This is a genomic window from Mucilaginibacter aquariorum, from assembly GCF_024498135.1.
GTDB lineage: Bacteria > Bacteroidota > Bacteroidia > Sphingobacteriales > Sphingobacteriaceae > Mucilaginibacter > Mucilaginibacter aquariorum.
This window is the reverse complement of the sequence record NZ_JANHOH010000001.1, coordinates 537,148-563,122: the sequence shown is the minus strand read 5'-3', so window position 1 is coordinate 563,122 and position 25,975 is coordinate 537,148. Positions and strand designations below refer to the sequence as shown.

Here is a 25,975-nt window from a genome sequence, read left to right as displayed (position 1 = left end):
TTATTTATAAAATATTAATATTCTGATTATTAATGATATATAGATAAGTATTGATTAAATTTAACAATACAAACCACTGCCTATAAATCCCCTATCCTTATGCCAACCGAAAAAGAATTTCAGGTTAGCGGCAAAAATGCCAAAGCCTTGTTTAGCCTTAAACTTCACCGCGGCGAGGGAATGACCCTTGTAGCCATGAACTGGAAAGCCGCTGAGCCGCCACGCGATTTTGTCGGCTTTGCTATAGAATACCAGGAGCCCGGCGGTGAAAAATTTTTCGCGCTCAAAAATCGCCTCTCTTTTCCCGGAAACACAGGAATGGATAAAAATTTAAAGCTGTCCACAAAGCTTTCACCTATACAAAAATTTCGCTGGGTGCATTTTCCGCGCAATGCCGAAATTCCCGGTAAATTCATTTATCGTGTTTCGCCCGTGTTCATGAACGCCCTGGGCGAACTTAGCTATGGGGAATTCCAACAGGCCGGTATTGAACTACATCGCGAAACTTATCCGGGCAAACTCAATGTGAGCTTTACGCGTGGTTTTGTAGCCTCGCAGGCATTTGTTGATTTTTACGAAAAGGACGGCCCGATTAAAACGCTATTGCCGGCAAACGCTAAACTAAGTCTGAACTTTCAGCCAAGCCATCCTAAAGCCGCCGTGGCGCTGGCCTGGATGGGATTTGAGGCCCGCAGCGCGTTATTTGAAGTATTGGATAAAGCCATTGCCGACCCCAACGCTAAGATAGACGTTGTGGCTTATGACCTGAATGTACCCGAAATTGTTACCCGCCTGGAGCAATTGGGTAAAAAGCTACGCCTCATAATTGATAATGATGGTGATCATGGCAAGGATAATTCTGCCGAAAAACAGGCGGAAGAACGCTTAATGCTTACCGCTTTAGGTGTTAAAAGGCAGCATATGGGTAAGCTGCAGCATAACAAAACCATCATTGTTTATAGCCCAACGCTCCAACTGGTGGTTTGCGGTTCAACCAACTTTGCCTGGCGTGGTTTGTACGTACAGAATAATAATGCCATTGTACTGACAGGTAAAACCAGTGTAAACGTTTTTAAAGCTGCCTTTGAACAATACTGGACAAGTGACAGTGCAGCCGACTTTGGCGGCTCAGTATCGGCAGCCTGGCAACCGCTCGGATTAACAGGCATCAACGCCAGTGTGGCTTTTTCGCCACATTCGGGCGGTAATACTATATTGAGTAGCATCGGCGCGGATATTGCAACCACCCGCTCCAGTCTTTTCTACTCCATGGCATTTTTGTCGCAAACCAGCGGCCCCGTACGCAAAGCATTGACAGATGTCACACTGAACGATAAGATCTTTGTTTACGGCATTTCTGATAAAAAGGCCGGCGGGTTTAAGCTCCTGACACCAAATGGTAACTACTCCCCGGTTAGTCCGGCTTCATTAGAGAAAGATGTACCCGAGCCTTTTAAATCTGAACCTACAGGCGGCGGTGGAACCCGCATGCACCATAAATTTGTGGTGATTGATTTTGATAAGCCAAGCGCCCGGGTCTACATGGGGTCCTACAATTTTTCGTTTGCCGCGGATGGCACCAACGGCGAGAACCTGGTGCTGATAAAAAATCGCAAGATAGCGGTTGCTTATATGATAGAAGCGCTGCGCATTTTCGACCACTACCATTTTAGGGTAGTAACAAAAGCTGCCAAAAAAAACAAGCTCAAACTAGCGCTGAAACCGGCACCGCAGAACCTTATAGATGAGCCCTGGTGGCTGGAGGACTACACAGAGATTCGTAAGATAAAAGACAGGCTTTTATTTGCTTGAATTTACGCTGAAAATTAATCCAAATACAAGCGCCTATAAATCATCGATTCATAGCGCTTGTATAAATTTTGTTCCGTTATTTAAACCCAAATATCAGCGGAAATATAAAGGTTACGATGATTGTCCATACGAAGTAGATGGGCAGGTAGAAGGCAATAACCCTTCTTACTCCGGTTATGTCGCCTTTTTTTGAAACCACCCTAAAAAGCTGCGCGGTTACTAAAAGCAGATTTATTAAAATTAAGACATTGCCCCCCAAAACGGCAGTCCTGTTTGGTGTGAACCCCCATTCTGAGATCCGGAACAAAATGGCAGAAAGCGCAACGCCATTAACCAATATAGTTACAACAGATAGCAGGAAAAGAACCCAGATCTGCGTATAACTATTATTTGTTTTAGATGTTTCGGCAACAGAAAAGAAGATGATAGCCATAACACCGATCAGTAAAGCATTAAAGATCAGCAGGAAATCCCGGTTATTATAAGGGTTTTTGCCCGAGTAAATTATCGCTATCAAATAAACTACCAGCATCACCACTACAAGCGGACTGAACAGTTTAGCGATTACCGGGGAAACTTTACCTACTAACTGCGGGTTGGTTTGAGTAAGGTAGGTGCCTACAATTGGTACAGCGGCAAGCCCAAATACTCCAATGTTCTGGAAATAAAACTCTTCAATATGAAAACCTATAAGCGAGAAAAGCCCGACGGTTATACCGCTCGTAATTGCGCCTGCTATAACAATGAGAGCTGCCATGACAACCAAATCGCCATTATACTTTAAAAAGCTAAGTCGCTTCTCCTCGTCTTTTTTGCTCCCGCCAACAAAAGCAAAACCTAATACCGACCATAGAAATAAAACTAAATGAATGCACGATAAAATGAGGGTATCACTTTTCTTAACATCAGGCAGGAAATTAATAAAAATTAAACCTGCGAGGGTTGCGCCAACAATAAAAGCTATTTTACCGGTTGAGAGTTTGTTCCTCCAGGCAAAGTAAACCGTAAGCAGCGGGAACACCACAAAGCCGATGTTTCTGGGATAGAAAAACTCTTCGTTTATAGAAAAAATTGCCGGTAGCTTTGCGATAATCCCTGCCACCAACGAGGCAATTATCACAAAGAATAATTCCCTGCCTGTGCCCCAGTTGATCTCATCACTTTCATAGTTCAGCCTTTCGTTCCAGAAATCAGCGAGTGTGTTGCCTTTTAGCTCCGGATATATAGTGCGGAACTCTCGTTTAAAAGGCCCCTTATTAGTTCGGTACATCTTTTCGAGGTGCCCGGGGTCGTTTAAATGGGCAAGTATTTCGTCTTTCATGAGTTTATAATTTAAACTTTTTGTTAAATCGTTAATGTTGATCTGTTAATTCTGTTTAGTGCCACAACGTGCCGGCCAATCCCAAAACGGTACCCATCCACAATGCAATGATGTATCCCATAACGCCCAATATAAGTGTCACTACCCTTTTCCAGCCGCTTTGGTTAAGCACTTTATCCATAAAGTAAAAAAACAAACCACCCATTGCCCCTGCTAACGGAGTTATAATTAGCGGCCTTATCATCCATAGCTTTCCCCAGGCAGGATTAGGGTGATTTACACCAAGCAAAAAAACCGAGATCACGAGTAAAGCGATCCCCCCGCCTATTAACATTCGTTTACCTAATGCAGATGGCTGGATTAGCTGTGTTGTTAAATTGTTTGTCTGTGTCATGATAATTTAGTTTATAAGTTATAAATAGTTTTTGATATAATTAAGTGCTTGATATACAATACCAACACGTTTAAAGTACTTTGCGTAACAAAGTTAAACAAAAGTACTTTGCATTTCAAAGTATTTGAAAAAAAAATATTATGAGTATTATTTTTACTGGCAAATATGCCATGGCAGGTCAATTTCAATTGATTGTTTATTATTGATAACCTTCATCAGGAAGTGATTTTTTAATATTATTGCCAAATGAAAGAACAGCTACGTACTTTAATTACAGCTTTAAAGGAAAATACACTTGCGTTTAATAACGTTATCGAATTTATAGAAACTTATTACCAGCATCAGCCTACCGCGTTTAAAAATGGCGATGCATATAATGAAGCAACACAAAACCAAGGTAGTGCCAAAGTTTTTGCCTTTGCTCAAATAAATAACTTAGATGCAGCAGATACCCTTCACCTATTTGCAGAACATTACCAATCTGTGTTAGCTAACCCAACCGCCACAGATCATCAAAATATCAGGCAGTTTATGGCTCACGGTTGGCCGGGTATAGCTTTTGAAGGAGAAGCCCTGGTTTTGAAGCCATAAAAACCGTCGGCATACAAAAAAGGATTCATGGCTTTCGCAAGCGTACCGCTTGCAAAGCCATGAATCCTCCCTCTCCTATTTATCTAACGGTTGTCACTTACATTTCAACAAGCGGTTTTCCCTTTTCAACAACGTAAGTTGCCAGCTCAACAGCCGTTCCTTTGCCCACATTTTTTGCAGCATGGGTAACACCTGCCGGGATAAATAGAACATCTCCTGCCTTGAGTGTTGCAGGAGATTGGCCCTCAACCTCATATACGAATTCCCCTTCAAGAACATAGATGATCTCTTCTCCATGATGCGAATGCTTTCCGAATGCCGCGCCCTTTTCAAAATCTATCCGCACCTGAACGGTCTCGCGCCCCGGTATGCTTAGATCGTGTCGCTGTAACTCTGTCCGTTTTATTCCCGATTGCTGTGCTACAGCTAAACCTGGTATAAACAATGCAATGAAACTGATGACAGTGATTGCATTTAACAGGAAATTATTGTTCGTTTTCATTTGTTTTATTGTTTTAATTTATAGTGATGACCGAAGTGGTTTGAATGCTGCACGCAGCTCTTCAGTAAATAATTGTGGTTGTTCCCAGGCTGCAAAATGACCACCCTTTTCTACCTCATGGAAGTAGCTCAGGTTACGGTAGGCGCGCCGTGCCCATGTTTCGGGGGCCTTATAAACATCCTCCGGAAATACTGTGATGGCTACCGGCAGCGAGATCTGATCGGTTTTCTGCGAAACGGCGCTGATAAGCTGCCTCCCTCTGTTCTCCCAGTATATCCGGGCCGACGTAGCCGCAGTGTTGGTAAGCCAGTATAACGAGATATCGTCTAATACTTCATCTTTTGTCGGCGATTGTTTGGGATCGGCACCGTAAGACCAGTTAGCAAAACCGGGATGAAGAAGCATCCATGCAGCAAGGCCGGCTGGCGAATCGGTTAAACCATACCCCACGGCCTGTGGGCGTGAGGTCATCGTTACCAGGTAAGCGAAGTTCCCTTCTTTAAAAAATTTAGCAAGGTCATCAAACACGGTTCGTTCCTGTGTAGATAAGCCAGCTGGTGCAGGCCCGCCGGCAGCTAATGCCATGCCTACATCGCCCGGTAAGGTAGCCGGTAAGTTACTGTGGATACCCAATAAACCTGCCGGGGCCTGTAGTGCCATCGCATTTACGATACCGGCACCCCAATCACCACCCTGGGCTACGTAATGTTTGTAACCAAGGCGATTCATTAAAACTCCCCAGGCTTTCCCAATACGATCAGGATCCCACCCGGTTTCGGCCGGTTTGCCTGAAAAACCAAAACCCGGCAAAGACGGTATAATTACATCAAAAGCATCTTCCGCTTTCCCACCATGGGCAACAGGATTAGTTAGAGGATCAATAACTTTTAGAAATTCAAATACAGAACCCGGCCATCCATGGCTTAAAATAAGTGGCATTGCGTTAGGTACTTTAGAACGAACGTGGATAAAGTGAATATCAACCCCGTCTATCTTAGTTATAAATTGCGGGTAAGCGTTTAGCCTGGCTTCTGCTTTTCTCCAGCTATAGGTGTTACCCCAGTAACGCACCAGGTCTTGCATTTTGGCAAGCTTTGCCCCTTGTGACTGATCAGCAACTGTTTCTTTTTCGGGCCATTTTGTGGTCATAATGCGCTGACGAAGGTCTTTTAGATCTGCATTAGGAATATTTACTTTAAAAGGCCTAATGCTTTCATTATTTTTAAGATCTGCGTTTGATACACCCTGTGCAGCTGCAACAGCAAACTGAAAGGTCAATATTCCGAAGAATAATGTTCGGGTTATAATATTTAGTGGTTTCATGTTATTACTTTGATAAAATTTGTACCCGTTCAGTATCAAACCCTGCGGAGCTAACGCGTTCATGAACGTGAGTTGCCGGAGCACGGTCGATAACCAGGCTAACTAATTCAGGACGGCTGTAGTGGCCAACCGCATCCATTAATCGCTTGCGTGCATCAATTTGTGCAAAGTCTATATCAGCAATTACCTCTCCTTCACCAGTTTTTAAAGGTTCACCTATAATTTGGCCATCAGGCGCTATAATGGCAGTGAAACAACCTCCTGAGATTGGGCCAATGGGGCCACCTGTATCCTTAGCGATCTGCGCCTGCTGATCGGCATCAAGCCAACCTGTTGCACAAACTACAAAACAGGCTGATTCAAGTGCGTGCTGGCGAACATTGATCTCTGTCTGCTCACCGTGCAAAGGCCCCAAAAAAGATCCGGGGTACATTGCTGAGTGGATCTGCTCACCATCAGCCATCAGGGCGTAACGGAACAATGGATTATAGTGTTCCCAACATGCTAACTGCCCTATGCGCCCGGCGGCACTATTAACGGCACGAAGACCGGAAGCATCACCCTGCCCCCAGATCATTCGTTCGTGATAGGTAGGCGTAAGTTTGCGACGGCGCTGGATCAATGTTCCATCTGCGTCGAAAAGAAGCTGTGTATTATAGATAGTCCCCCCGTCGCGTTCGTTAACACCAATTGAAACCACCATATTGGCCTGTTTTGCGGCTTCACCAATGGCCTCGGTTTCTGCGGATGGGACAACTATAGATTCATTCAGTAAACGTTGATGTTCTTTTCCCATCATATACGGTGCTTGTATGAAAGAAAAGTAGGGATAATAAGGAATGATGGTTTCCGGGAAGGTGGCAAATTGAACGCCTTTCTCACCCAGTTCCCCTATTTTATTGATTATCTTCTCCACAGTTCCCTGAAGACTGTATAATACCGGACTGATCTGTACAGCCGCCACCTTCACCACCCTTGGAGTGGCTGATTTTTTAATATTTTCCATAATTTATTTATTTAGCTATTTGATTTATGAGTCAAACATAGGAGTGCAATAGCTTTTGAACCATCAATAAACAGGTGAACCGGACAAACTAGGTTGGGAACCGGGCATACTGATGCGCGAAGTACTTAACTTGATAAAGTTTTTACCATGAAAGGATAATGCTCATTAATTGGGGGATGGATTTTTTAAGAAGTGGTATTGGCTCCAAAGTAAAAAAGCTGTAATCGTAAACCCAATAATCGTAGCGCTAAGACTTATTAAAAAATAACGCTAATTTTAGTGCTATCAAATTTAATCTAATTAGGAATCAATAATCGTTTTATATGAAAAGATATGTTTTAGTGCTGTTTTTATTACTCCCTTTTTTAGGCTATTCCCAAAACACTATTAATAATTACAAGTATGTTGTCGTGCCCGAAAAATTCAGTTTCCTTAAACAAAATGATCAGTATTTACTAAACAGCTTAACCAAAGCTCTTTTACAGGAAAAAGGTTTTACAGTTTATTTTGATAATGCTGAATTGCCCGCCGAAATAGCTAACAATAAATGCCGCGCCTTAAGTGCCGACTTATTGGAGAAAAGTGGAATGTTTACCACCAGCCTTACACTTTTATTAAAAGATTGCCAGGGCAATATTATTTTAAAAAGTAAAGAAGGTAAAAGCCGGGAGAAAGATTATAGGGCGGCTTATGATATGGCCTTAAGAGATGCTCTTACATCCGTTTCATATACCTATAACGCATCTGCCAATGAACCGGCCCCAACAGTAGCCACAACAACAGTTGCAGCAGCGGTTGAAAAGCCAACGGTTACAACTACAACGAACCCGGCAGTACCTGTAAAATCACAGGTAACAGCTTCAATAACATCTGCAAAGGCAACAACCGAAGCCGTACCCAATCAACCGGCGGGAACGTTGTATGCCCAGGCAATAGCCAACGGTTATCAATTAATTGACACCACCCCCAAAATAGTTTTAACCCTCCTGAAAACATCGGCAGAGAACTATTTTATAGCCAGTAATGCCACTGCTAACGGAATAGTTTTGAAAAAGGGCGAAGATTGGATTTTTGAATACTACAAGGATGGTAAGCTTATTTCTGAAAAGCTATTGGTTAAATTTTAACCTGTTAAAGGAATTACTTTACATGCGTATTTCTTAATCAAGGTTAATTTTTCTAAGGCGAACTATGTTCGATCTTTGTGGTATATAATTAACCTTAAATACACAGATCATGAAAGTAGTAGTTATCGGCGGTACCGGCCTTATTGGTAGCCAATTGGTAAATCAATTACAGCAAACCGGGCACGAGGTGATTGCAGCTTCACCCAACAACGGTGTTAACACACTTACCGGCGAAGGTTTAAGTGAAGTGCTGCAGGGCGCACAGGTAGTGGTAGATGTATCAAACTCGCCTTCTTTTGAAGATAATGCGGTGATGAATTTTTTCAAAACGGCTAACGAAAACCTATTACCTGCAGAAAAGGCAGCAGGCGTGCAGCATCATATTGCCTTATCGGTAGTAGGTACTCAAAAACTACAGGCCAGCGGTTATTTCCGTGCAAAGCAAGTGCAGGAAGATTTGATCAGGGCATCGGGTATCCCCTATACCATTGTTCATGCCACACAGTTCTTTGAGTTTGCGGGTGGTATTGTTCAAATGAGCGTGGTTGACGGCAAAGTAATAGTACCTGCAGCCAACATTCAGCCTATTGCAAGCAAAGATGTGGCAGCTTTCGTTGCTGAAACAGCATTAGGAAAACCAGCTAATAAGATCCTGGAAATAGGCGGCCCCGAAAAATTTGATATGGCAGTGTGGGTGAAGCAATATTTACAGGCAACGCATAAAAGCTATGAGGTAGCATCCGATAGCCGAGCCCCATATTCAGGAGCACTAATTACTGCTGATACTTTAGTACCCGAAGCTGCTGTTTTCCTGGGCAAAACAAACTACGCGGATTGGATCGCAAAACCTGAAAATCAGCGATAAGAGAGCAATACTGCGTGAGAGATTCTACCCAGCATAGAAGTCAAAGCGGGATAAAAGCTTGGTACGAAAGTGTCAGGCTTTTCTTTTCAACACACAAAGACCCCAACTCTCTTTTGTATGGATAACGCTCTTACTTCCATCATATTGCACGCAAAAAAATATAGTTAAAAAACTGTGTTTTGATACACCATACATTATATTTTTGGATTTGCACATCTCTAAAAAGCCGTCAGTATGATACCAGAAAACAAAAAAGCGAGTGAAAATACAAACGCATATGTATTTGATTTTCAGGAGATAGATAATTCGCAATTTATGACTGTAGGTGGCAAGGGCGCTAATTTGGGCGAACTGTCCCGGATCAAAGGCATACAGGTGCCGGCAGGTTTTTGTATTACTACCGAAGCCTATAAGAAATCGACCGAAAATAACCCCGAGCTTAACAGTTTACTGGATGAGTTAACGCGCTTTAAAGCAGAAGAGCGGGCAAGTATTAGTGAGATCTGTACAAAGATCCGTAAGGTCATCGAAAGCGCACCTATTTCTAATGATATAACTGAAGAGATTACGGCTTATTTAACAAAGTTTGATGAAAATGATGCCTTTGCTGTGCGGTCAAGTGCTACCGCAGAAGACCTGCCGAACGCATCTTTTGCAGGCCAGCAGGATACCTATTTAAACATTATCAGAAAAGAATCGATCCTAAAGCATATCCGCATGTGTTGGGCTTCGTTGTTTACCGATAGGGCTGTAATTTACCGCCTTCAAAACGGTTTCGATCATCGTAAAGTGTACCTGTCTGTGGTTGTTCAGCAGATGATTTTCCCACAAGCTGCGGGTATTTTGTTTACTGCCGATCCCGTTACTTCTAACAGGAAAGTGCTCTCTATTGATGCCGGCTTCGGACTTGGTGAGGCCTTGGTTTCCGGCTTGGTGAATGCTGATAACTATAAAGTATGTGACCATAAAATTATAGATAAAAGGATATCTAACAAAAAACTGGCTATTTATGCTTTAAAAGATGGCGGCACCCAAGAGCAGGAGATGGAGCCTGAGCTACAGAATAAGCAAACACTGACGGATGAGCAGATCTTGCAGCTCGAACGCATTGGCCGAAAGATCGAAGAACATTTCGGCCATCCCCAGGATATAGAATGGTGTTTGGCCGGCGATATATTTTATATCGTCCAGAGCCGGCCAATCACTACTTTATACCCTATCCCCGAAGCAAGTGACAAGGAAAACCGTGTTTATGTATCTGTTGGCCATCAGCAAATGATGACCGATGCCATGAAACCATTAGGATTATCTTTATGGCAGTTAACAGCTTTTAGGCCGATGTTTAAAGCCGGCGGGAGGTTGTTTGTTGATGTCACCTCTATGCTGGCTTCACCTGCAAGCAGAAAAACAATTATAGATGTTATGGGTGAACACGATCCGCTCATAAAAGATGCGCTTATAACCCTTACAGAGCGGGGAGATTTTATCAGATCGTTACCAAATGATAAAGAAGAACCGGCTTCCATTAAAAGCAGTGCAGGTAAATCGGCTGCAGATATCCTTGCACAGATCGAAAATGATCCAGCCATTGTTTCTGATCTGATCAGCCTTGACCAAAGGTCCGTAGAAGAGTTAAAACAAAACATCCAAACAAGGTCAGGATCAGATCTGTTCGATTTTATCCTGGAAGATGGTCAGCAATCAAAGAAGAGCTTATTTACCCCGCAAAATTTAAGTGCGATCATGGCTTCTATGGATGCTTCCACATGGATCAATGAAAATATGAAAAAGTGGTTGGGTGAAAAAAACGCGGCAGATACGCTTGCCCAGTCTGTACCCAACAATATTACTTCAGAAATGGGCCTGGAGCTATTGAATGTCGCGGATGTGATTCGCCCCTATCCGGAAATAGTTAATTATTTGCAACAGGTAAAAGATGATAAATTTTTGGATGGACTGGTTAAGTTTAATGGTGGACAGGAAACCCGGGATGCTATCAATGCCTACCTTGATAAATACGGTATGCGATGTGCCGGTGAGATCGACATTACAAGAACGCGTTGGCGTGAAAAGCCGTTAATACTTGTCCCCATGATCCTTAATAATATCAAAAACTTTGAGTCTGATGCAAGCAAGCGAAAATTTGAGCACGGACTGCGGGAGGCTTCGAAAAAAGAAGAAGAGTTATTAGATAGATTGAAGCAATTACCGGATGGTGAACAAAAAGCAAAAGAGACGAAACAAATGATCAGCCTGCTCCGGAATTTCGCCGGTTATCGTGAATATCCAAAATACGGTATTGTTAACCGCCTTTTCGTTTATAAAAAGGCTTTACTGAAAGAGGCCGAACAACTATTACAAGCCGGTATTATTGATGACATAGAAGATATTTACTATCTCACTTTTGAAGAATTGCGGGAAGTGGTACGCACAAATAAACTGGATCACCAGATCATCAGCAAAAGAAAAGACGAGCATAAATTGTATGAAAAGCTAACTCCGCCACGTGTTATTACATCAGATGGTGAGATCATTACAGGTAAGTACAAACGGGAAGATCTCCCGGCCGAAGCCATTGTTGGCCTTGCTGTATCGTCTGGAGTTATAGAGGGACGGGCACGTGTCATCTTAAATATGGAAGATGCCGACCTGGAAGACGGAGATATATTGGTTACTGCATTTACTGACCCCAGCTGGACGCCGTTGTTTGTATCGATAAAAGGCCTGGTCACCGAAGTTGGCGGGCTGATGACCCACGGAGCAGTTATCGCACGTGAATATGGTTTGCCGGCAGTTGTTGGAGTAGAAAATGCTACCAGGCTGATCAAAGACGGGCAAAGGATCCGAGTGAATGGAACGGATGGTTATGTAGAAATACTCTAAATTGCTATTAAAAGAAATACCGACCTTTTGATATCGTTAAGTAGGGTTAAAATGGCAAGACCGCATAATTGTTACATTTAATCCTAAAAAATAGTATCACTTTTTGTATGATTTCATCGATATTTGGTTTAGTCGGCTAACCACCGATGTAAACCAGATACCTATTTTTCAGAAAAATATAATGATGAAAGCCCGCCGGATGGCCGGTGCTTATAATTTCAAATAAATAACCTAAATAAAATCTTTTTAAAGCAGCATGGAAAAATCACGCCGTACTTTTATCAGGCAAACCGCATTGGCCACTGCCGGTGTATTGCTTACTAAAACCAGTTGGACAAGCGCTAAGAGCTATAAACGTATTATTGGCGCTAACGACCGTGTACGGGTTGGTGTTGTAGGTTTTTCAGACAGGCACAAAAGTTCTCATATACCCAGTTTTATGAACCATTACAAGGAACTTAACTTTGAAGTAGTGGGTGTATCAGATATCTGGAAGCAACGCAGGGAAGAAGGTGCTGCTGTTTGGAAAGATAAGATGCAGAATGAGGTAAAGGCCTACCGGAATAATGAAGAACTTTATGATAGCAAAACTATTGATGCAGTATTCATCAGCACCGCCGATTTCCAGCATGCCCGCCATGCCATTGAAGCTGTAAAAGCAGGATGTGATGCCTATGTGGAAAAACCTTTTGCCGAAACCATGGAAGATAACCGTGCTGCTCTTAAGGCCATCAAGGAATCAGGTAAAATCGTTCAGATAGGCTCGCAACGCCGGAGCGGGGCCAATTACCATGCTGCCAATGATTTTATCCGTTCGGGTAAATTTGGCCCTATTACTATGGTTGAATTAACCTGGAATGTTAACCAGCCGGGGCGCTGGCGCAGACCGGAATTATTAGGCCAGTTAAAAGAAGCGGATACCGACTGGAAACGATTTATTATGAACCGCCCGTATGAAGCATTTGATCCCCGGAAATATTTGGAGTACCGCCTGTTTTGGCCATATTCATCAGGGCTGCCCGGCCAGTGGATGAGCCATCAAATTGATACCGTTCACTGGTTTAGCGGACTTAAACATCCGCGCAGCGTTGTAGCTAATGGCGGTATTTATAAATGGAAAGATGGCCGCAGAAACTGGGATACCATTTCAGCCGCTTTTGATTATGGCCCGCTTGATGATCTGTCAACAGGCTTCCAGGTTACCTTTGGCTCGCGTATGCATAATGGTGAAGAGCATCCGGCAGAGATCTATTACTCAAACGGTGGTGAATTAAACCTGAACACCAACAAAGTTTCTTCGGAAGGGGGATTAACCGAAAAGATGGCTGCTGCCATGAATATGAAAGCAAACCTGCTGCCCGAGATCAGTTTGGCGAATACAGAAAAAGTGGTCGCTTCGGCCAACACCGGCGGGGATGTACTGACGTCAAACCATGTGCGTAACTGGATGGAATGCGTACGCAGCCGTAAAGAGCCAAATGCACCGGTTGAGGCAGGTTATAGCCATTCTATAGCTAATATTATGACCAATGCCGCCGTCCATACCGGTTATAAAGCCACATTTGATGAGAAAACACAGGAAGTAATGGCAAATGGCAAAATATTTAAATACTAATTAGAATGATCAGATTTAAGAATTTGAGTTTGTTTATAGTCGTGATGGCCCTGGGTTCAGTAGTATTTGCTCAAAAGACGCAACCTGTTACGGTGCTGAAATCGGCAAATGAAAACAAGGTGGATATTTCTATCGGCGGCAAGCTGTTTACCAGTTTCCTGTACCCCGATACATTAGAAAAGCCGGTTTTATATCCGCTGCATGCCGCTAATGGAACTGTTGTTACCCGTAGTTTCCCACTCGAGTCAAGAGAAGGTGACCCAACAGATCACCCGCATCATATTGGCCTTTGGTTTAACTTTGAAAATTTGAACGGATTAGATTTCTGGAATAATTCTTACGCTATCCCTGCAAATAAAAAGAACCTTTATGGCTGGATACGTACCGACCGTATTTTAGAGACAAAAAGTGGCAATACCGGTGTATTAACCTACCATGCTAACTGGACCGATCAGCAAAAGGATGTTATAGTAGAAGAAACAACCCGTTATGAATTTAGCGGTAACGAGAACCAGCGTGTAATTGATCGTTTTACGACTTTAAAAGCAGATAAGGATGCTTTTTTTAAGGATGCAAAAGATGGATTGCTGGGATTGCGCTTAGCTCATGAGCTACAGATGCCCGATGCTAAAGATCAGAAGTTTACTGATGATAAAGGCAACGTAACCGTAGTAAAAGGCGGTACAGACCATGTGGCCAATGGTAATTATATAACCAGTGCCGGCAAAACAGGAGACGATGCCTGGAGTAGCCGTGGGGTATGGTGCAAAGTTTTTGGTAAAATGGGTGCCGATTCAGTAAGCATCGCTATAATAGATCATCCTAAAAACCCCAATTATCCAACCTTTTGGCATGCCCGCGGATATGGTTTATTTGCTGCTAACCCACTTGGCGAGAAGATCTTTACCAACAGTAAATCCGAGAAAATGCTGACCCTTAAAAAAGGGGAATCAGTAACTTTCCGGTATCGTGTTGTCATTAACAACGGCAGCCAAACTACCAGCGCAGCTCAACTCAATACGCTTGCAGGAAGCTTTGCTAAAAAGTAAGCTGAAAGAACTGAGCTTTTATACTTAAAAATGGAATTACCACCGGTTATCTTCCTTATTACATCGGAATCTTAAACTATGGTAGTTCCTTTATTTGAATATGACGGTATTCCATTTGTCCACGATCACCCTCCAATCCTAAAGGGCCGGTTGCAGGTAACATCAGCGCGTTCTCCAATACTTCGCCATTGCATTCGCAGTGGGCAATATTGTCTTTGACGGTAACAGTAATCACATTCCAATCCTGTGGCCGGTAATTTTTCAGGTCGGTATAAGGGCCTGCAACAAGGTAATCACGACATTGAAGCTGCTCTTTTCGTAAAAATATTCCGCTGTCCGCATTTTTTGATGCGCGAAATTCTATTTTCAGAACAAAGTTTTTTGGAAATTCTCGCAAGGTCCACGACTCTTGTATTTTTCGTTCAGCCCCTACCGGATAATTGACCACCAGGATTCCGTTTGCAGCAGAATAGCGTCCGTCAGATGACACCGTCTTTCCTTTAAAATCTTCTGTGACTTTTCCCTCTTTATTTCGATAACACCATCCATTAAGGGTGCTTCCGTCAAAAAGGCTTTCAAAACCAGCCTCTGGTTTCCAGGTATCCTTTTTTAAATTAGATTCACTAACTCCCGTTTGGGCGCTGGTTTGCAGGTTAATTAAGATAAATCCTGCGATCATCATAAAAATTGATGTAATACTGCTCCACTTTGTTTTCATTTTAAGTTCTTTTATATTATCATCCACTAAGCTTATCTTTTGGCTGCATCTAAAATACGCATTACGATCATATTATATTGAGTGAAGAAAAATCATCCGTTCCCGGCAATTTGTTATTCAATACAGCAGAAAGATAGGTGTGCCGGCGTCGAACCGGCATAGTTTAAAACAACAAAGCCTGATATTTTCATATCAGGCTTTGTGTCGATTCATTTAGAAAGTACTCACGAAGATGTCGATTTCTAAACAAAGTATAGACAGAAGGTTTTATCATTAGTATTTTTTCAACACCCTTTATTTGGTATGGCATAAATAACGTTGCCCGAAACAGATAAATTGAAGCCATAATTTTCTATAGCAGGAAGTAACAGTTGTTTCCATGTTTTGCCCATGTCTGATGACCGGAATATACCATCTGAGCGGCCACATATTAAATATTTACCCATTTGTTTAATTGATAAAATATCCGATGAAGATTTAAGTAAGCCTATTTTTTTCATTAATAAACTACCCCAGGAAGGTTGAAGTTCTTCGCCCATGGCATTCCAGGTTTTTCCACTATCCAGTGAAACGTGCATGCTGTTTGTTTGGGTTATTGGGTTGTAGACAATAGCAGCAAATCCCCCATCTATACGTTCCACAGCAATGCCAAGCCCCCCTTCAGTAATCACACGATCCCAGTTTTCACCATCATCGGTCGATCTTAATATTCCATCTTTGCTGGTAGTCAGCAATACACCGTTTGACTCTACCATTTTCATTCTACCGTCTCCAACATGCAATTGTTTCCAGGTTTTTCCACTGTTAGTGGATCTAAAAAGGCTGTTGCTGGAGCCAATGAGAACTGTGCCTTCGGTAGTTTCAAAAACGGTGCGTACTTCTTTCTCTTTATAATTTTTGTACATCCAATCCATCGTGCTGTCTATGCGTACGGCTTGCTCTTGAAAATTCGTGTACATGGGCGACCAATTATTCGTTCCATTTATTTTTTTTAAAAATTGACCCCTTAAATCATACGCAAGTATCCCATTCTTGCCGGAGGCAAGGTTACGTTGTTTACCAGGGAAAATCTCTTTTGTCCAAAAAGTAGTTGTGGAATTTGCTTCACTGTGATAAACCCCATTGCCAGCACGTAAATAGAGCCCACGGTCATTTGCAAATAAACCATTACTCCACACACCTTCTCTCTGCAAATTTTCAGGCAGCCCTTTGCTAATGTTCTGCCATGTTTGTCCGCCATCAGTAGATCTGAAAACGATGTTCAAAAGCCCTGTTTTAGTCTCTTTTGTTGTTTTTTTCCCCGCTTCCTTTTCTTTTAACACAAAAGAATTTAGTAGAAACAATACCAGTACGACGGCCGGAACAAACACAAATAATTTTTTCATTTTTTCATTTTTCATAACCCATCAATTTGATTCAGCAAATCTACTTTGATATCTTTCCGTCTGAAGAATTAGGATTGTAAATAAAAATGTAAACTTTGTAAATAAAACGTAAACAGTGTGTTTTATAGCCGAAATCCCCTCTCCAGGAAACGCAGTTATCTGTTTGGATTGATATTACTCTCGTTTATCTCTGTAATTATGTGCGGCTTTCAGTATGCCCGGGAGTTACGACTTCGACATCGCAAGAAGCGAGGTTTTGCTCCGCAGGATCGGACATGAACTACCCTTGCAGTCGGGCGCCGAGGTCGAGCCGGCATCATCAAAAACAACAAAGCCTGATATTTTCATATCAGGCTTTGTGTCGATTCATTTAGAAAGTACTCAGAGCGGGAATCGAACCCGCACTCCTTTAACGGGAACAGGATTTTAAGTCCTGCGTGTCTACCAGTTCCACCATCTGAGCAGGTGATTAACCTTTGTAACAATAAATCCCTTCTGTTAGAAAGGGATTTGAGCGAAAGACGAGATTCGAACTCGCGACCCCGACCTTGGCAAGGTCGTGCTCTACCAACTGAGCTACTTTCGCATTGGTATTTCCTGCTTAGCATTACTGCGTTTGCGGGAGTGCAAATATAGACAGAAATGAATGTTCTGCAAGGAAAAAATAAACTTTTTTTCAAGTTTTTTATAACTCGCTGTTTTTCAAAACCTCTACGGCAAGCTCGGGTTCAAAACCACGGCTTAAAGCATACTGCTGCAGTTTATATCTGCGTTTGTAGGCATCTTTCTCAGGCAGGGTGGCTGCTTTTTTGTCAATTAAACGGGTCAATACATCCATGTAATCGCTCGCATCTATGGTTAAAAGTGCTTTTTTTATCAGCACCGGCGATACATTTTTCAATTTTAGTCCTTGTTTTATCTTGATCCTGCCCCAGGCTTTCTGGTTAAACTTGCCTTTAACGTAAGCTTTGGCAAACCGCTCTTCGTTTAAATAATTCTCTTCAATCAATTTGGTGATGATGTTTTCTACCGCATCCGTCCAAAGCCCCCAGTCGTAAAGTTTATTACGTACCTCCTGCTGTGAGCGCTCCTGGTAGGCGCAGTAATGCTCGGCCTTGGCCATGGCAACATTTATATCGGTAATTTTTACTTTTTTAGGGGCATCCATCAAAACCAAAAATGAATAAAATTCTATTAAGATCTATAACGATTCTACCCTAATCCAGATAATCAGGTGGAAACAATTTTTGCCCATGCTTTTCGGCAATCGCTACAAACCTCTTCATCGTAGCTTCATCCATAGGTTGCGGCGGAATATATTCATCGGCTTTTACGGGTTTACCTATCTCCAGAAACATTTCTTCCAATCCGGCGGGTACAACTGTACAAAGTAATTTGGCAAGATGGTCCGTTTTATTTTTGAAGCAATGTACCATGCCACCCAAAGGTATATTCACAAAAGAGCCTTTAGTAGCGATAAATTTACCATCCTCGGTTTGTACCTCTACCTCCCCTTCTATCACATAAAACGATTCCTGGAAACCTGCGTGCGCATGTGGCCCCGGCCCGCCACCCGCAGGCACCGACATTTCTATCACCGCGAACTCACCGTTAGTTTGCTTGCCGCTTACCAGTATCCGGTAAATACCTCCTGCTACAGAAAGGTTATCGCCATCCTGCGGACCCGTAGCTACCAAAACGTTGTTTGAATTTTCCATACTATACAAGGTACAAAACACCTGCCACTAATACTCAAATTATAAAGATCAGGAAAAACATGTCCGGATTTAATATATTGCAATAAGTATCCACCCATATGAAAAAGTCAGCCAATTCTATCTTTACCCGCAGAAAGTTCATTACCACATCCGCCATATCAGCAGGAGGTTTAGTTTTGCTATCTCGCTCTTCTTTTGCAAGCGGTTTGTCTGCACAAAAGCAATATACCGTTCAGCAGGTTATGGACCTGATTATGAAAGAAGGCAACCTCTCGCCTATTCCTAATACGGTTGATACATTAAAATCAGGAGATGCCAGCCAGGTTGTTACCGGGATTGTTACCACCATGTTTGCAACCGTTGCGGTAATTGAGCAGGCGGCTAAGCTAAATGCCAACTTTATTATAGCCCACGAACCAACCTTTTATAACCATACTGACAACCCCGAATGGGTAAAAGACAATGCCATAGTAGAGCAAAAACAGGCCCTACTTAAAAAACACAATATAACGGTATGGCGCTTTCATGATTATTGCCACTCTTTAAACCCGGATGCTGTTGAATACGGTGTAATCAAAAAATTAAAATGGCTACCCTATTTTAAAGCTGGGAGCCCTACTTTAACTATTCCTTCTGTCAGTTTGCAACAATTGGTGCAGCACCTAAAAACGAGCTTAGGTATAGCACACCTGCGTGTTATTGGCGATCTTAAGCAAAACTGCAGTCGCATTACTTTATTGCCCGGTGCGCCTGGCGGGAAAATGCAGGTAGGTTTTGCAGTATCCGACAAACCAGATGTGCTTATTTGTGGTGAAGTATCTGAATGGGAAACCGCCGAATACATTCGCGACGCATATTTATTGGGCGTTAATATTTCGTTAATAATACTGGGCCATGCTTTAAGCGAAGAACCCGGTATGGAATACTTTGTAGATTGGCTGCAACCAAAACTTACAGACGTAAAGGTTACTCATATTAAATCCGGCGATCCGTTTACCTGGCTTTAATACTTCGGTTTTCACCCCTTGATTTGTCGCGTTTACCCCTGTTATCCAATTAAATAGCGGGGTATATTTGTATAACCAAACACTAAATTAAAACGTTATGAATAAGATAACCCCATTTTTATGGTTTGATAACAACCTGGAAGAAGCTATTGAATTTTATAGCAGCGTATTTAAAAGCTTTGAAGCTGGTGAGATACGAAGGTTCTCGAAAGCAGGCCCCGGCCCTGAAGGTTCGGTAATGACGGCTAACTTTACAATTAACGGCCAGGAGTTTACCGGCATGAACGGAGGCCCGCTTTTTAAATTTACTGAGGCTATATCTTTTGTAATAGACTGCAAAACACAAGACGAGGTTGACTATTACTGGGAAAAATTATCAGCAGATGGCGGCCAAAAGGTAGAATGCGGCTGGCTGAAAGATAAATTCGGACTTTTTTGGCAGGTTACGCCCACTATATTAATAGAGATGCTTGGCGATAGCGACCGTGAAAAGGCAGCGCGTGTTATGCAGGCTATGATGCAAATGAAAAAGCTGGACATTAAAGGATTACAAGATGCTTATGAAGGATAACGGTAATCCACAAAACTTTGAAGAATACCTTGAAAGCCAGCCGGAAGAATACAGGGCCAATTTGCAGGAGATGCGGGATATTGTGCTATCGGTTATCCCGCAAGCGCAGGAATCTATAAGCTACCAGGTGCCCTGCTTTAAATATCACTATATGCTGGTAGGCATTGGTGTCAACAAAAATTCCAGCAGCTTTTATACCATGAGCCCTCCTTTAGTGAAAGAACTGAAGGAGGAGCTTAAAGGCATTAAAACATCGGGTGCTACACTGCACTTCCCGCCCGGAAAGCCTTTGCCTGTTGAGCTTATAAAAAAAATAGTGCAGATACGTGCTAAGCAAAACGAGAATTTAGCTTTGCTGAAAAAGAAATAGGGCCAAAAGCCCTATTTACTAATAAACCGCATCCGGCGCTTTATAGTCAAATATAAAATCTACTATTTTCTTTAATTCAGGTATTTTTAGCTTTGTACCTTTGTATTCCCATTTTTCTCTTTCTTTATCTATGCTTATTTCTCCCAGAAAATTAGGGTCATTACTATCTGTTGGTTCACTGGGTATGTCTTTATGCGACAGTCTGTTCAAAAAGTTTGCGGCAAATATTTTGTAGGCGCCGCTTCCCCAAACACCTCTTTCAGTAACAATTTCTACCTGCTTTTCAGGCTCATTTTCTGTACCAACTTTTAAAATTACCATATTGCTTTAAGATTATATTGATATGACAAACATACCTCTAAGTTGTTTGATTTATTGTTAAATTTTCAACAAGATAATATTATATTAATGTGCGTATTGTTTTATAAAATTACGTATAGTTTTAAAATTTTCTATACTCATAAAACAATAAAAACGTATTTTTTGGTACCTTTAGGCTCTATTTAAATTTAAGCTCCTCAAGTAATAAAGTGACCCTGCATTTGCGAACCCCTACGTGCTGTTGTAAAAGTATTGTTTTACTAATACTCTTTACAATTGTATCCCGCAAATTAAATGCGCAAACCTCCCCCATCCAACCGGCGGATACTATTGAACATTACAATAAATTAGTTTCCCGTTATCGTTATGATAAATCCGACTCGGCAACATATTTTGCTAATATAGGGCTTGATCTTGCAAAACGATTAAAAGACCCTGCAGGGCAGGCTTTGATGCTGAACCAACTAGGTATGATAGATGATAACGTTGGCCAGTTTGATAATTCGCGAAAAAAATACCTCGAAGCACTTAACCTGTATAAACGAGTTGGCAATACAAAAGGTATGGCTACAGAAAATATACGCCTGGGTGTTGTTGAAATGCGTAAGGGCCAATTTGATAAGGCTATCGGCTACTTTTTACAGGCCTTAGCTATCAGCCAGCGTAATGGTAATCAATTGGGACAAATGGAAGGATACATCACCCTGGGTGAAGCCTTTGCCGGGCAAAAGAAATATCCTAAAGCGATTGCGTATTACCGCACAGCCGAGAAACTGAACAACAAGATCCCTTTCTCTAACCTATCGCTTAACCTGTTTAATGATATTGGTATAGCGTATCGCGAAACCAGCAAATTGGAAGAAGCCAAACCATACCTGTTAAAAGGCATTAAGTTGAGCAATATTCCTCAATATCAGGGTTTAAATATTACGCTTACCAATACGCTTGCATCTGTATATGCCAAAGGCGGCGATATCCAAACTTCTATCACATTGCAAAAAACGGCGCTTGAAAAGGCAAGGAAGATCAATAACTATATACGTCAGATACAAACCTTAACCGGCCTGGCAACCACATATGGCAAAGCCGACCCCAAAAACGCATTATACTACTGGCAGCAGGCGTTACAATTATCAGAAAGTAAAAAAGCCTACAAAGAGCAAATTGAAGAGTTAAACGCCATTGCGGGCATCTACGAATCCCAGCAAAATTATAAGGCGGCATATGCGGCCCGTACAAAGCAATATCAACTGGCCGATGATTTCTTTTATAAGAAAATGTCGCGGCAAATTGTAAGTCTGCAAAATGCTTACGAGTTAAACCAGTCTAAAGCACGGGTGCAGGAACTGCGTTTTGCCAATAACAAAAGCTTGCTGGAGCAAAGGGTGGCCTATGGAGTAATTGCAGGTGTAATGGTTATTCTTTTGGTGGTGATATTCTACTACTTTAAAACCCGACAATTAAACCGCTTGCTTAATAAAACCAATGCCGAACTGCAGGAATCAAATACAGTTAAGGATAAACTTTTTTCGGTACTTGGGCATGACCTGCGCTCACCGTTTATTTCGGTTATTAATATGCTGCAGTTAATTGATGATGATCTTGATCCATCAGATCGTAAAGAGATGCTTCACCGGCTGGAAATAAACGCGAGGGCATCGTTAGAAACCCTTGATAGCCTGCTTAGATGGGGGCAAATGCAAATAAAGGGAATCCAGCTTAATCAAACCTATTTTTTGATCAATCCTTTAATAAAACGTGCTGTAATATTTCTGGCAGGCGTTGCCAATGATAAAAACATCCATGTTAAAAATACTATTACAGATGATGTTATGGTACTGGCAGATGCCGATCATTTCGAGTTTATCATCCGTAACTTGTTATCAAACGCCATAAAATTCAGCGTACCCGGCGGTGATGTATCCATAAGCGCCACATCAACAAACGGGCAGGTAGCCATTACTGTAAAAGATAATGGTATTGGCATTGCTCCCGATAAACTGGGTGGAATTTTCGACTTCGCTAATGTAAGTACCCGCGGCACTGGCAACGAAAGTGGTACTGGTTTAGGCTTACTGCTTTGTAAAGAGTTTATTGAAATAAACGACGGCACTATACAAGTACAAAGCAAGCCCGGCGAAGGCTCTGCCTTCACAATAACGCTTAAAAATGCATAGTAAAAGCTTATATAACCTCTCCCTCGTCCTCTTTCTCTTCGCGCTCAACAATAAGGCTGCATTCGCCAACAAATAAGGCCAGTGCGCCAACTGCGGCAAGTACCGGCGCTATTACAGCGGCAACAACACCCACTGCTAAGGGGAAGGTCATTAATTCTTTACCATGCTTATCGGTTATGGTAATACTGGTAACATTGCCTTCTTCAATAAGTTCTTTGATCTTATTAACCAGGTTTTTACCGTGAATGCTAAATGTTTCTTTCTTTGTCATACCGTATAGACTTATATTAGTCTATGAAGTTACAAAATTTATATTTCAGCATCTTAATAAATAACCTGCCATCTTAATTATATATGGCAGGTTATGCCTAACAATATTATACCGAGGATTTTATGTCGTTAATTCCCGATAGTTTAGCCAAAGAAAACGCCCCTATAGCCATTGCCAGGTCGCGCACGGCCACATCCAGATAATGGCCGCTTGCAAGCAAACTCAAAGCAATTAGTACCAACCAGGCGCTTACCAGTAATCCACCTTTTTGCGGGTTTAAAAACACAAGTACACCGGCAATAATTTCTATAACGCCAACTATCATCATAAATACGTGTGCGCTAAAAGGCAAAATACCTTCAATTGATGGGTTTAAGTAATGAGACCAATCGGTAAGTATATTGGTAAACTTATCTGCCCCTGCCACAATCGGGATAATGCCATAACTCAGTTTCAATATTGTTTGAACCTGTGCTGTTGTTTTAATGCTATCTGTCATAATCTATTTGTTTTAACATTAGATGGAGGCTGATTAAAAAGGGGTACAAATTGCATGTTTCCTATATTTTGTAACCCTTTACCGCCTCAATGCTCTATATTGTATTAGGCATCCAAAAAGTATGATGAATTTAAGCGACGAAGAGATTGTTGACAGGATAATTAAAGGCGAGCAGCACTTGTATGAGGTTTTAATGCGCAAGTTTAACCAGCAATTATACCGTATAAGTATGGCCATTATCAACGATGATAAAGAGGCCGAGGACATTATGCAAACAGCCTATATTAACGCTTACCAGCAATTGGGTAATTTTAAAGGTAAATCGAGCTTTAGCACCTGGCTAACAAGAATACTGATCAACGAAAGCCTGCTGCATAAAAAAAGAAAAATACAACTTCAAAAGGTACTTATGGAAACACCCGTTAACCAACATCATAACGATACACCGCTAAAGGATTTGATGAATAAAGAGTTGAAACTTATACTGGAAAAGGCTGTTGCCGATCTGCCTGAAAAATACAGGATGGTGTTTGTAATGCGCGAGATACAGGAAATGAGTACGACCGAAACAATGGATGCATTAAACCTTGGCGAATCTAACGTTAAAATACGCTTAAGCCGCGCCAAAGAAATGCTGCGCGATGGACTTTACGGTTATTGGGAACCAAAACAGGTATATGAATTTAACCTGATCAGATGCGATGTTGTAGTTAACTATGTGATGGATAAAATAAGGATAGACTAATTCAACGATTTTTGCATAGCCGTTGCCGATTCCGGGCAAACATGTGTAAACTCTGATGATGCTTTTACCTCTTCAGGGATATCCATACGGGCGATATGCTCATAACCTTTGCGCTCAAAATAATCTTTAGCAGTTTCGGTAAGCAGATATATAGCTTCAAGTCCTTTTTCAGCAGCCAGTGTTTCAATTTTACTAAGCAGATGGGCAGCTATACCCCTACCACGCGAGTTTTGGTTAACAGCCAGTGAACGCAACAGCCCATAATTGCCGTAAACTTCCAGCCCTGCAACACCGGTTACGGTTTGGTTATTTACCGCTACAACAAAGTTATTCAGTATCCCTGGGAGGTCGCTTGTAGGGAGCTTTTCGGTAGTTAATAGTTCTATAACATTATCCCTGTACAGTTCAGCCGGTTTTAGTTCAATGTTCATATATCGGTTTTATTTTAAAGCAATTATTGGTGTTGTTTTGTTTTGATAGTTGCTGCCTGACCGCTTTTCATTTAAACGACTATTTGCAATCATCATTTAAAATACCATACAACAATTGTAATCAGAAATATTTGTACCTACAACGGGCTCTATGTTGTTGGTTTAGTTTTTGCTTGATGATTTATCATAACTGAATATGCACCATAAACAAAGTATAATGGTAATGCAACTGATAAATCCAGTTTTCAATAACAAGCATTTTACTACCTTGCTTACCTACTTACAATAATGAAAATATTTCAGCAAATACTTGATTTAAACCAGCGCAGAAGGGGTTTCCATATCATTACAAACGAAGTTGTGAATGCCTTGCCCCAAATCGGCGAAATAAAAACAGGCATCTGCCAGGTATTTATTCAGCATACATCAGCGTCGTTAAGTATAAATGAAAATGCCGACCCAACCGTAAGGCAGGACTTTGAAATGTATTTCAACAAAGTCGTGCCCGAAAATGACCCCGACTATCGCCACGATGACGAAGGCTCGGATGATATGCCTGCGCATTTGAAAGCCGCTATGCTGGGAAGCTCGGTAACTATCCCCATCCGTAACGGGCGATTAGCTTTGGGAACATGGCAGGGTATTTATTTATGCGAGCACCGCAATTATGGTGGCAGCCGAAGCCTAGTAATTACTGCCTGGGGCGAGTAATGGCGTTTTAAATCCGTTTTTGGGGCGAAAAAAAGTCGTTAAAACCCCTGTTTTTGGCGCAAAAAACCCCTAATACGGGCTGCATTTTTTGCGACCTTTATACTATACCAATAATGACTATTATGGAATTAATAGAGATAATAAACAGCGCGAAACAACTCAATGTGCACGAAGCAAGGATTGAGAACTCAAAGATCACGATGTCGTGCATTAATGGATTGGAAATGAACGACGTATCGGCCACCAGCGTTAAAATATCAGATGCAAACCTGAGCGATCTGGAAATAAACGGCGCACAGATGGGTGGCGCTTACATCCACAGCATTGGTATGCCGCCAGAAGGACATATGTATTACGACCCTAATGCCAAACAACGCCCATTGAAATTTGAAGATTGCGATTTGCATGGCAGTACGATAACTGATTGTAACTTAAGCGATATAGCTATAAGTGATTGTAACCTAACCGGCATGACTATCAATGGTATTTTGGTGGAGGAGTTGTTAAGGGCGTATAATAGCAAATAGGCTACACGCCTGTCATTTCGAACGACAGAGAGAAAT

Annotated in this window: 27 protein-coding genes and 2 tRNA genes; 14 read left to right on the top strand and 15 right to left on the bottom strand. The window is 41.9% G+C overall.

The features are described from left to right. Positions 1-99 precede the first annotated feature (99 nt). Positions 100-1,812, top strand: a complete 1,713-nt coding sequence (locus NPE20_RS02395) for a phospholipase D-like domain-containing protein (protein ID WP_256536996.1) — start codon at positions 100-102, stop codon at positions 1,810-1,812. 76 nt (positions 1,813-1,888) lie between these two features. Here the strand turns inward: NPE20_RS02395 and NPE20_RS02390 are convergent, their stop codons facing one another. Together NPE20_RS02390 and NPE20_RS02385 are read right to left on the bottom strand one after the other, a co-directional pair. Continuing rightward, the gene (locus tag NPE20_RS02390) at positions 1,889-3,133 is read right to left on the bottom strand and encodes a hypothetical protein (RefSeq protein ID WP_256536995.1); all 1,245 of its coding nucleotides are present in this window, start codon (positions 3,131-3,133) and stop codon (positions 1,889-1,891) included. Between the two features lie 55 nt (positions 3,134-3,188). Then, positions 3,189-3,527: a hypothetical protein gene (locus NPE20_RS02385; RefSeq protein WP_256536994.1), complete on the bottom strand. Its 339-nt coding sequence runs from the start codon at positions 3,525-3,527 to the stop codon at positions 3,189-3,191. 246 nt (positions 3,528-3,773) lie between these two features. Between NPE20_RS02385 and NPE20_RS02380 the strand changes: the two genes are divergently transcribed. Next, positions 3,774-4,118, top strand: coding sequence for a HopJ type III effector protein (locus NPE20_RS02380; RefSeq protein WP_256536993.1), 345 nt, complete (start codon positions 3,774-3,776; stop codon positions 4,116-4,118). A gap of 97 nt (positions 4,119-4,215) precedes the next feature. Here the strand turns inward: NPE20_RS02380 and NPE20_RS02375 are convergent, their stop codons facing one another. Genes NPE20_RS02375 through NPE20_RS02365 form a run of 3 tightly spaced genes read right to left on the bottom strand, consistent with a single transcriptional unit; the run spans position 4,216 to position 6,916 of the window. Beyond that, the gene (locus NPE20_RS02375) at positions 4,216-4,620 is read right to left on the bottom strand and encodes a cupin domain-containing protein (protein ID WP_256536992.1); all 405 of its coding nucleotides are present in this window, start codon (positions 4,618-4,620) and stop codon (positions 4,216-4,218) included. Between the two features lie 18 nt (positions 4,621-4,638). Continuing rightward, positions 4,639-5,943 carry an epoxide hydrolase family protein gene (locus NPE20_RS02370; protein WP_256536991.1) on the bottom strand — a complete coding sequence of 435 codons (1,305 nt, stop codon included), beginning with the start codon at positions 5,941-5,943 and terminating at the stop codon, positions 4,639-4,641. A 4-nt stretch (positions 5,944-5,947) separates the two neighbouring features. Next, entirely contained in the window at positions 5,948-6,916 is a 969-nt protein-coding gene (locus NPE20_RS02365) for a nitrilase-related carbon-nitrogen hydrolase (RefSeq protein WP_256536990.1), read from the bottom strand. A 356-nt stretch (positions 6,917-7,272) separates the two neighbouring features. On the opposite strand from NPE20_RS02365, the gene NPE20_RS02360 reads away from it, so the two are divergent. The 5 genes from NPE20_RS02360 to NPE20_RS02340 all read left to right on the top strand — a co-directional run bounded on the left by NPE20_RS02360 (position 7,273) and on the right by NPE20_RS02340 (position 14,488). After that, the gene (locus NPE20_RS02360; RefSeq protein ID WP_256536989.1) at positions 7,273-8,076 is read left to right on the top strand and encodes a hypothetical protein; all 804 of its coding nucleotides are present in this window, start codon (positions 7,273-7,275) and stop codon (positions 8,074-8,076) included. A gap of 109 nt (positions 8,077-8,185) precedes the next feature. Continuing rightward, entirely contained in the window at positions 8,186-8,941 is a 756-nt protein-coding gene (locus NPE20_RS02355; protein ID WP_256536988.1) for an SDR family oxidoreductase, read from the top strand. A gap of 234 nt (positions 8,942-9,175) precedes the next feature. Next, positions 9,176-11,824 (top strand): phosphoenolpyruvate synthase, encoded by a 2,649-nt coding sequence (gene ppsA, locus NPE20_RS02350; protein ID WP_256536987.1) that lies wholly within the window; start codon positions 9,176-9,178, stop codon positions 11,822-11,824. A 256-nt stretch (positions 11,825-12,080) separates the two neighbouring features. Beyond that, entirely contained in the window at positions 12,081-13,439 is a 1,359-nt protein-coding gene (locus NPE20_RS02345) for a Gfo/Idh/MocA family protein (RefSeq protein ID WP_256536986.1), read from the top strand. 5 nt (positions 13,440-13,444) lie between these two features. Next, the gene (locus NPE20_RS02340) at positions 13,445-14,488 is read left to right on the top strand and encodes a DUF6807 domain-containing protein (RefSeq protein WP_256536985.1); all 1,044 of its coding nucleotides are present in this window, start codon (positions 13,445-13,447) and stop codon (positions 14,486-14,488) included. 76 nt (positions 14,489-14,564) lie between these two features. On the opposite strand, the gene NPE20_RS02335 is transcribed toward NPE20_RS02340, so the two are convergent. The 6 genes from NPE20_RS02335 to NPE20_RS02310 form a co-directional block, all read right to left on the bottom strand. Further along, complete coding sequence (locus NPE20_RS02335) at positions 14,565-15,206, bottom strand: 3-keto-disaccharide hydrolase (protein WP_256536984.1); 642 nt, start codon at positions 15,204-15,206, stop codon at positions 14,565-14,567. 284 nt (positions 15,207-15,490) lie between these two features. Beyond that, a complete protein-coding gene (locus tag NPE20_RS02330; protein ID WP_256536983.1) occupies positions 15,491-16,606 on the bottom strand; it encodes a WD40/YVTN/BNR-like repeat-containing protein in 1,116 nt (371 codons plus the stop codon). 363 nt (positions 16,607-16,969) lie between these two features. Then, positions 16,970-17,054: transfer RNA gene (locus NPE20_RS02325), tRNA-Leu, on the bottom strand. 50 nt (positions 17,055-17,104) lie between these two features. After that, a tRNA-Gly gene (locus NPE20_RS02320) sits at positions 17,105-17,177 on the bottom strand. A gap of 99 nt (positions 17,178-17,276) precedes the next feature. Then, positions 17,277-17,759 (bottom strand): regulatory protein RecX, encoded by a 483-nt coding sequence (locus NPE20_RS02315; RefSeq protein ID WP_256536982.1) that lies wholly within the window; start codon positions 17,757-17,759, stop codon positions 17,277-17,279. Between the two features lie 49 nt (positions 17,760-17,808). Then, complete coding sequence (locus tag NPE20_RS02310; protein WP_256536981.1) at positions 17,809-18,309, bottom strand: cupin domain-containing protein; 501 nt, start codon at positions 18,307-18,309, stop codon at positions 17,809-17,811. A 98-nt stretch (positions 18,310-18,407) separates the two neighbouring features. Between NPE20_RS02310 and NPE20_RS02305 the strand changes: the two genes are divergently transcribed. The 3 genes from NPE20_RS02305 (at position 18,408) to NPE20_RS02295 (ending at position 20,257) form a co-directional block, all read left to right on the top strand. Beyond that, on the top strand, positions 18,408-19,316 hold the full coding sequence (locus tag NPE20_RS02305; RefSeq protein ID WP_256536980.1) for a Nif3-like dinuclear metal center hexameric protein: 909 nt from the start codon (positions 18,408-18,410) through the stop codon (positions 19,314-19,316). Positions 19,317-19,413: 97 nt separating this feature from the next. Beyond that, on the top strand, positions 19,414-19,887 hold the full coding sequence (locus tag NPE20_RS02300) for a VOC family protein (protein WP_256536979.1): 474 nt from the start codon (positions 19,414-19,416) through the stop codon (positions 19,885-19,887). After that, the gene (locus NPE20_RS02295) at positions 19,877-20,257 is read left to right on the top strand and encodes an iron chaperone (protein ID WP_256536978.1); all 381 of its coding nucleotides are present in this window, start codon (positions 19,877-19,879) and stop codon (positions 20,255-20,257) included. Before NPE20_RS02300 ends, NPE20_RS02295 begins: the two co-directional genes overlap by 11 nt. Positions 20,258-20,275: 18 nt before the next feature. Here the strand turns inward: NPE20_RS02295 and NPE20_RS02290 are convergent, their stop codons facing one another. Beyond that, entirely contained in the window at positions 20,276-20,578 is a 303-nt protein-coding gene (locus tag NPE20_RS02290) for a hypothetical protein (RefSeq protein WP_256536977.1), read from the bottom strand. 221 nt (positions 20,579-20,799) lie between these two features. On the opposite strand from NPE20_RS02290, the gene NPE20_RS02285 reads away from it, so the two are divergent. Further along, on the top strand, positions 20,800-22,755 hold the full coding sequence (locus NPE20_RS02285; RefSeq protein WP_256536976.1) for an ATP-binding protein: 1,956 nt from the start codon (positions 20,800-20,802) through the stop codon (positions 22,753-22,755). A gap of 7 nt (positions 22,756-22,762) precedes the next feature. Here the strand turns inward: NPE20_RS02285 and NPE20_RS02280 are convergent, their stop codons facing one another. Next, positions 22,763-23,026: a DUF4342 domain-containing protein gene (locus tag NPE20_RS02280; RefSeq protein ID WP_256536975.1), complete on the bottom strand. Its 264-nt coding sequence runs from the start codon at positions 23,024-23,026 to the stop codon at positions 22,763-22,765. A gap of 106 nt (positions 23,027-23,132) precedes the next feature. Beyond that, positions 23,133-23,525 carry a hypothetical protein gene (locus NPE20_RS02275; RefSeq protein WP_256536974.1) on the bottom strand — a complete coding sequence of 131 codons (393 nt, stop codon included), beginning with the start codon at positions 23,523-23,525 and terminating at the stop codon, positions 23,133-23,135. A 121-nt stretch (positions 23,526-23,646) separates the two neighbouring features. On the opposite strand from NPE20_RS02275, the gene NPE20_RS02270 reads away from it, so the two are divergent. After that, positions 23,647-24,270: an RNA polymerase sigma factor gene (locus tag NPE20_RS02270; RefSeq protein WP_256536973.1), complete on the top strand. Its 624-nt coding sequence runs from the start codon at positions 23,647-23,649 to the stop codon at positions 24,268-24,270. Here NPE20_RS02270 and arsN2 read toward each other — a convergent pair. Beyond that, positions 24,267-24,701 carry an arsenic resistance N-acetyltransferase ArsN2 gene (gene arsN2, locus NPE20_RS02265; RefSeq protein WP_256536972.1) on the bottom strand — a complete coding sequence of 145 codons (435 nt, stop codon included), beginning with the start codon at positions 24,699-24,701 and terminating at the stop codon, positions 24,267-24,269. The two genes, NPE20_RS02270 and arsN2, sit on opposite strands and share 4 nt — an antisense overlap. Before the next feature lie 288 nt (positions 24,702-24,989). Here arsN2 and NPE20_RS02260 point away from each other — a divergent pair, with 288 nt between their 5' ends. Both NPE20_RS02260 and NPE20_RS02255 read left to right on the top strand, forming a co-directional pair. Beyond that, a complete protein-coding gene (locus NPE20_RS02260; RefSeq protein ID WP_256536971.1) occupies positions 24,990-25,412 on the top strand; it encodes a secondary thiamine-phosphate synthase enzyme YjbQ in 423 nt (140 codons plus the stop codon). Between the two features lie 122 nt (positions 25,413-25,534). Next, positions 25,535-25,939: a pentapeptide repeat-containing protein gene (locus tag NPE20_RS02255; RefSeq protein ID WP_256536970.1), complete on the top strand. Its 405-nt coding sequence runs from the start codon at positions 25,535-25,537 to the stop codon at positions 25,937-25,939. The last annotated feature ends 36 nt before the right edge of the window (positions 25,940-25,975 follow it).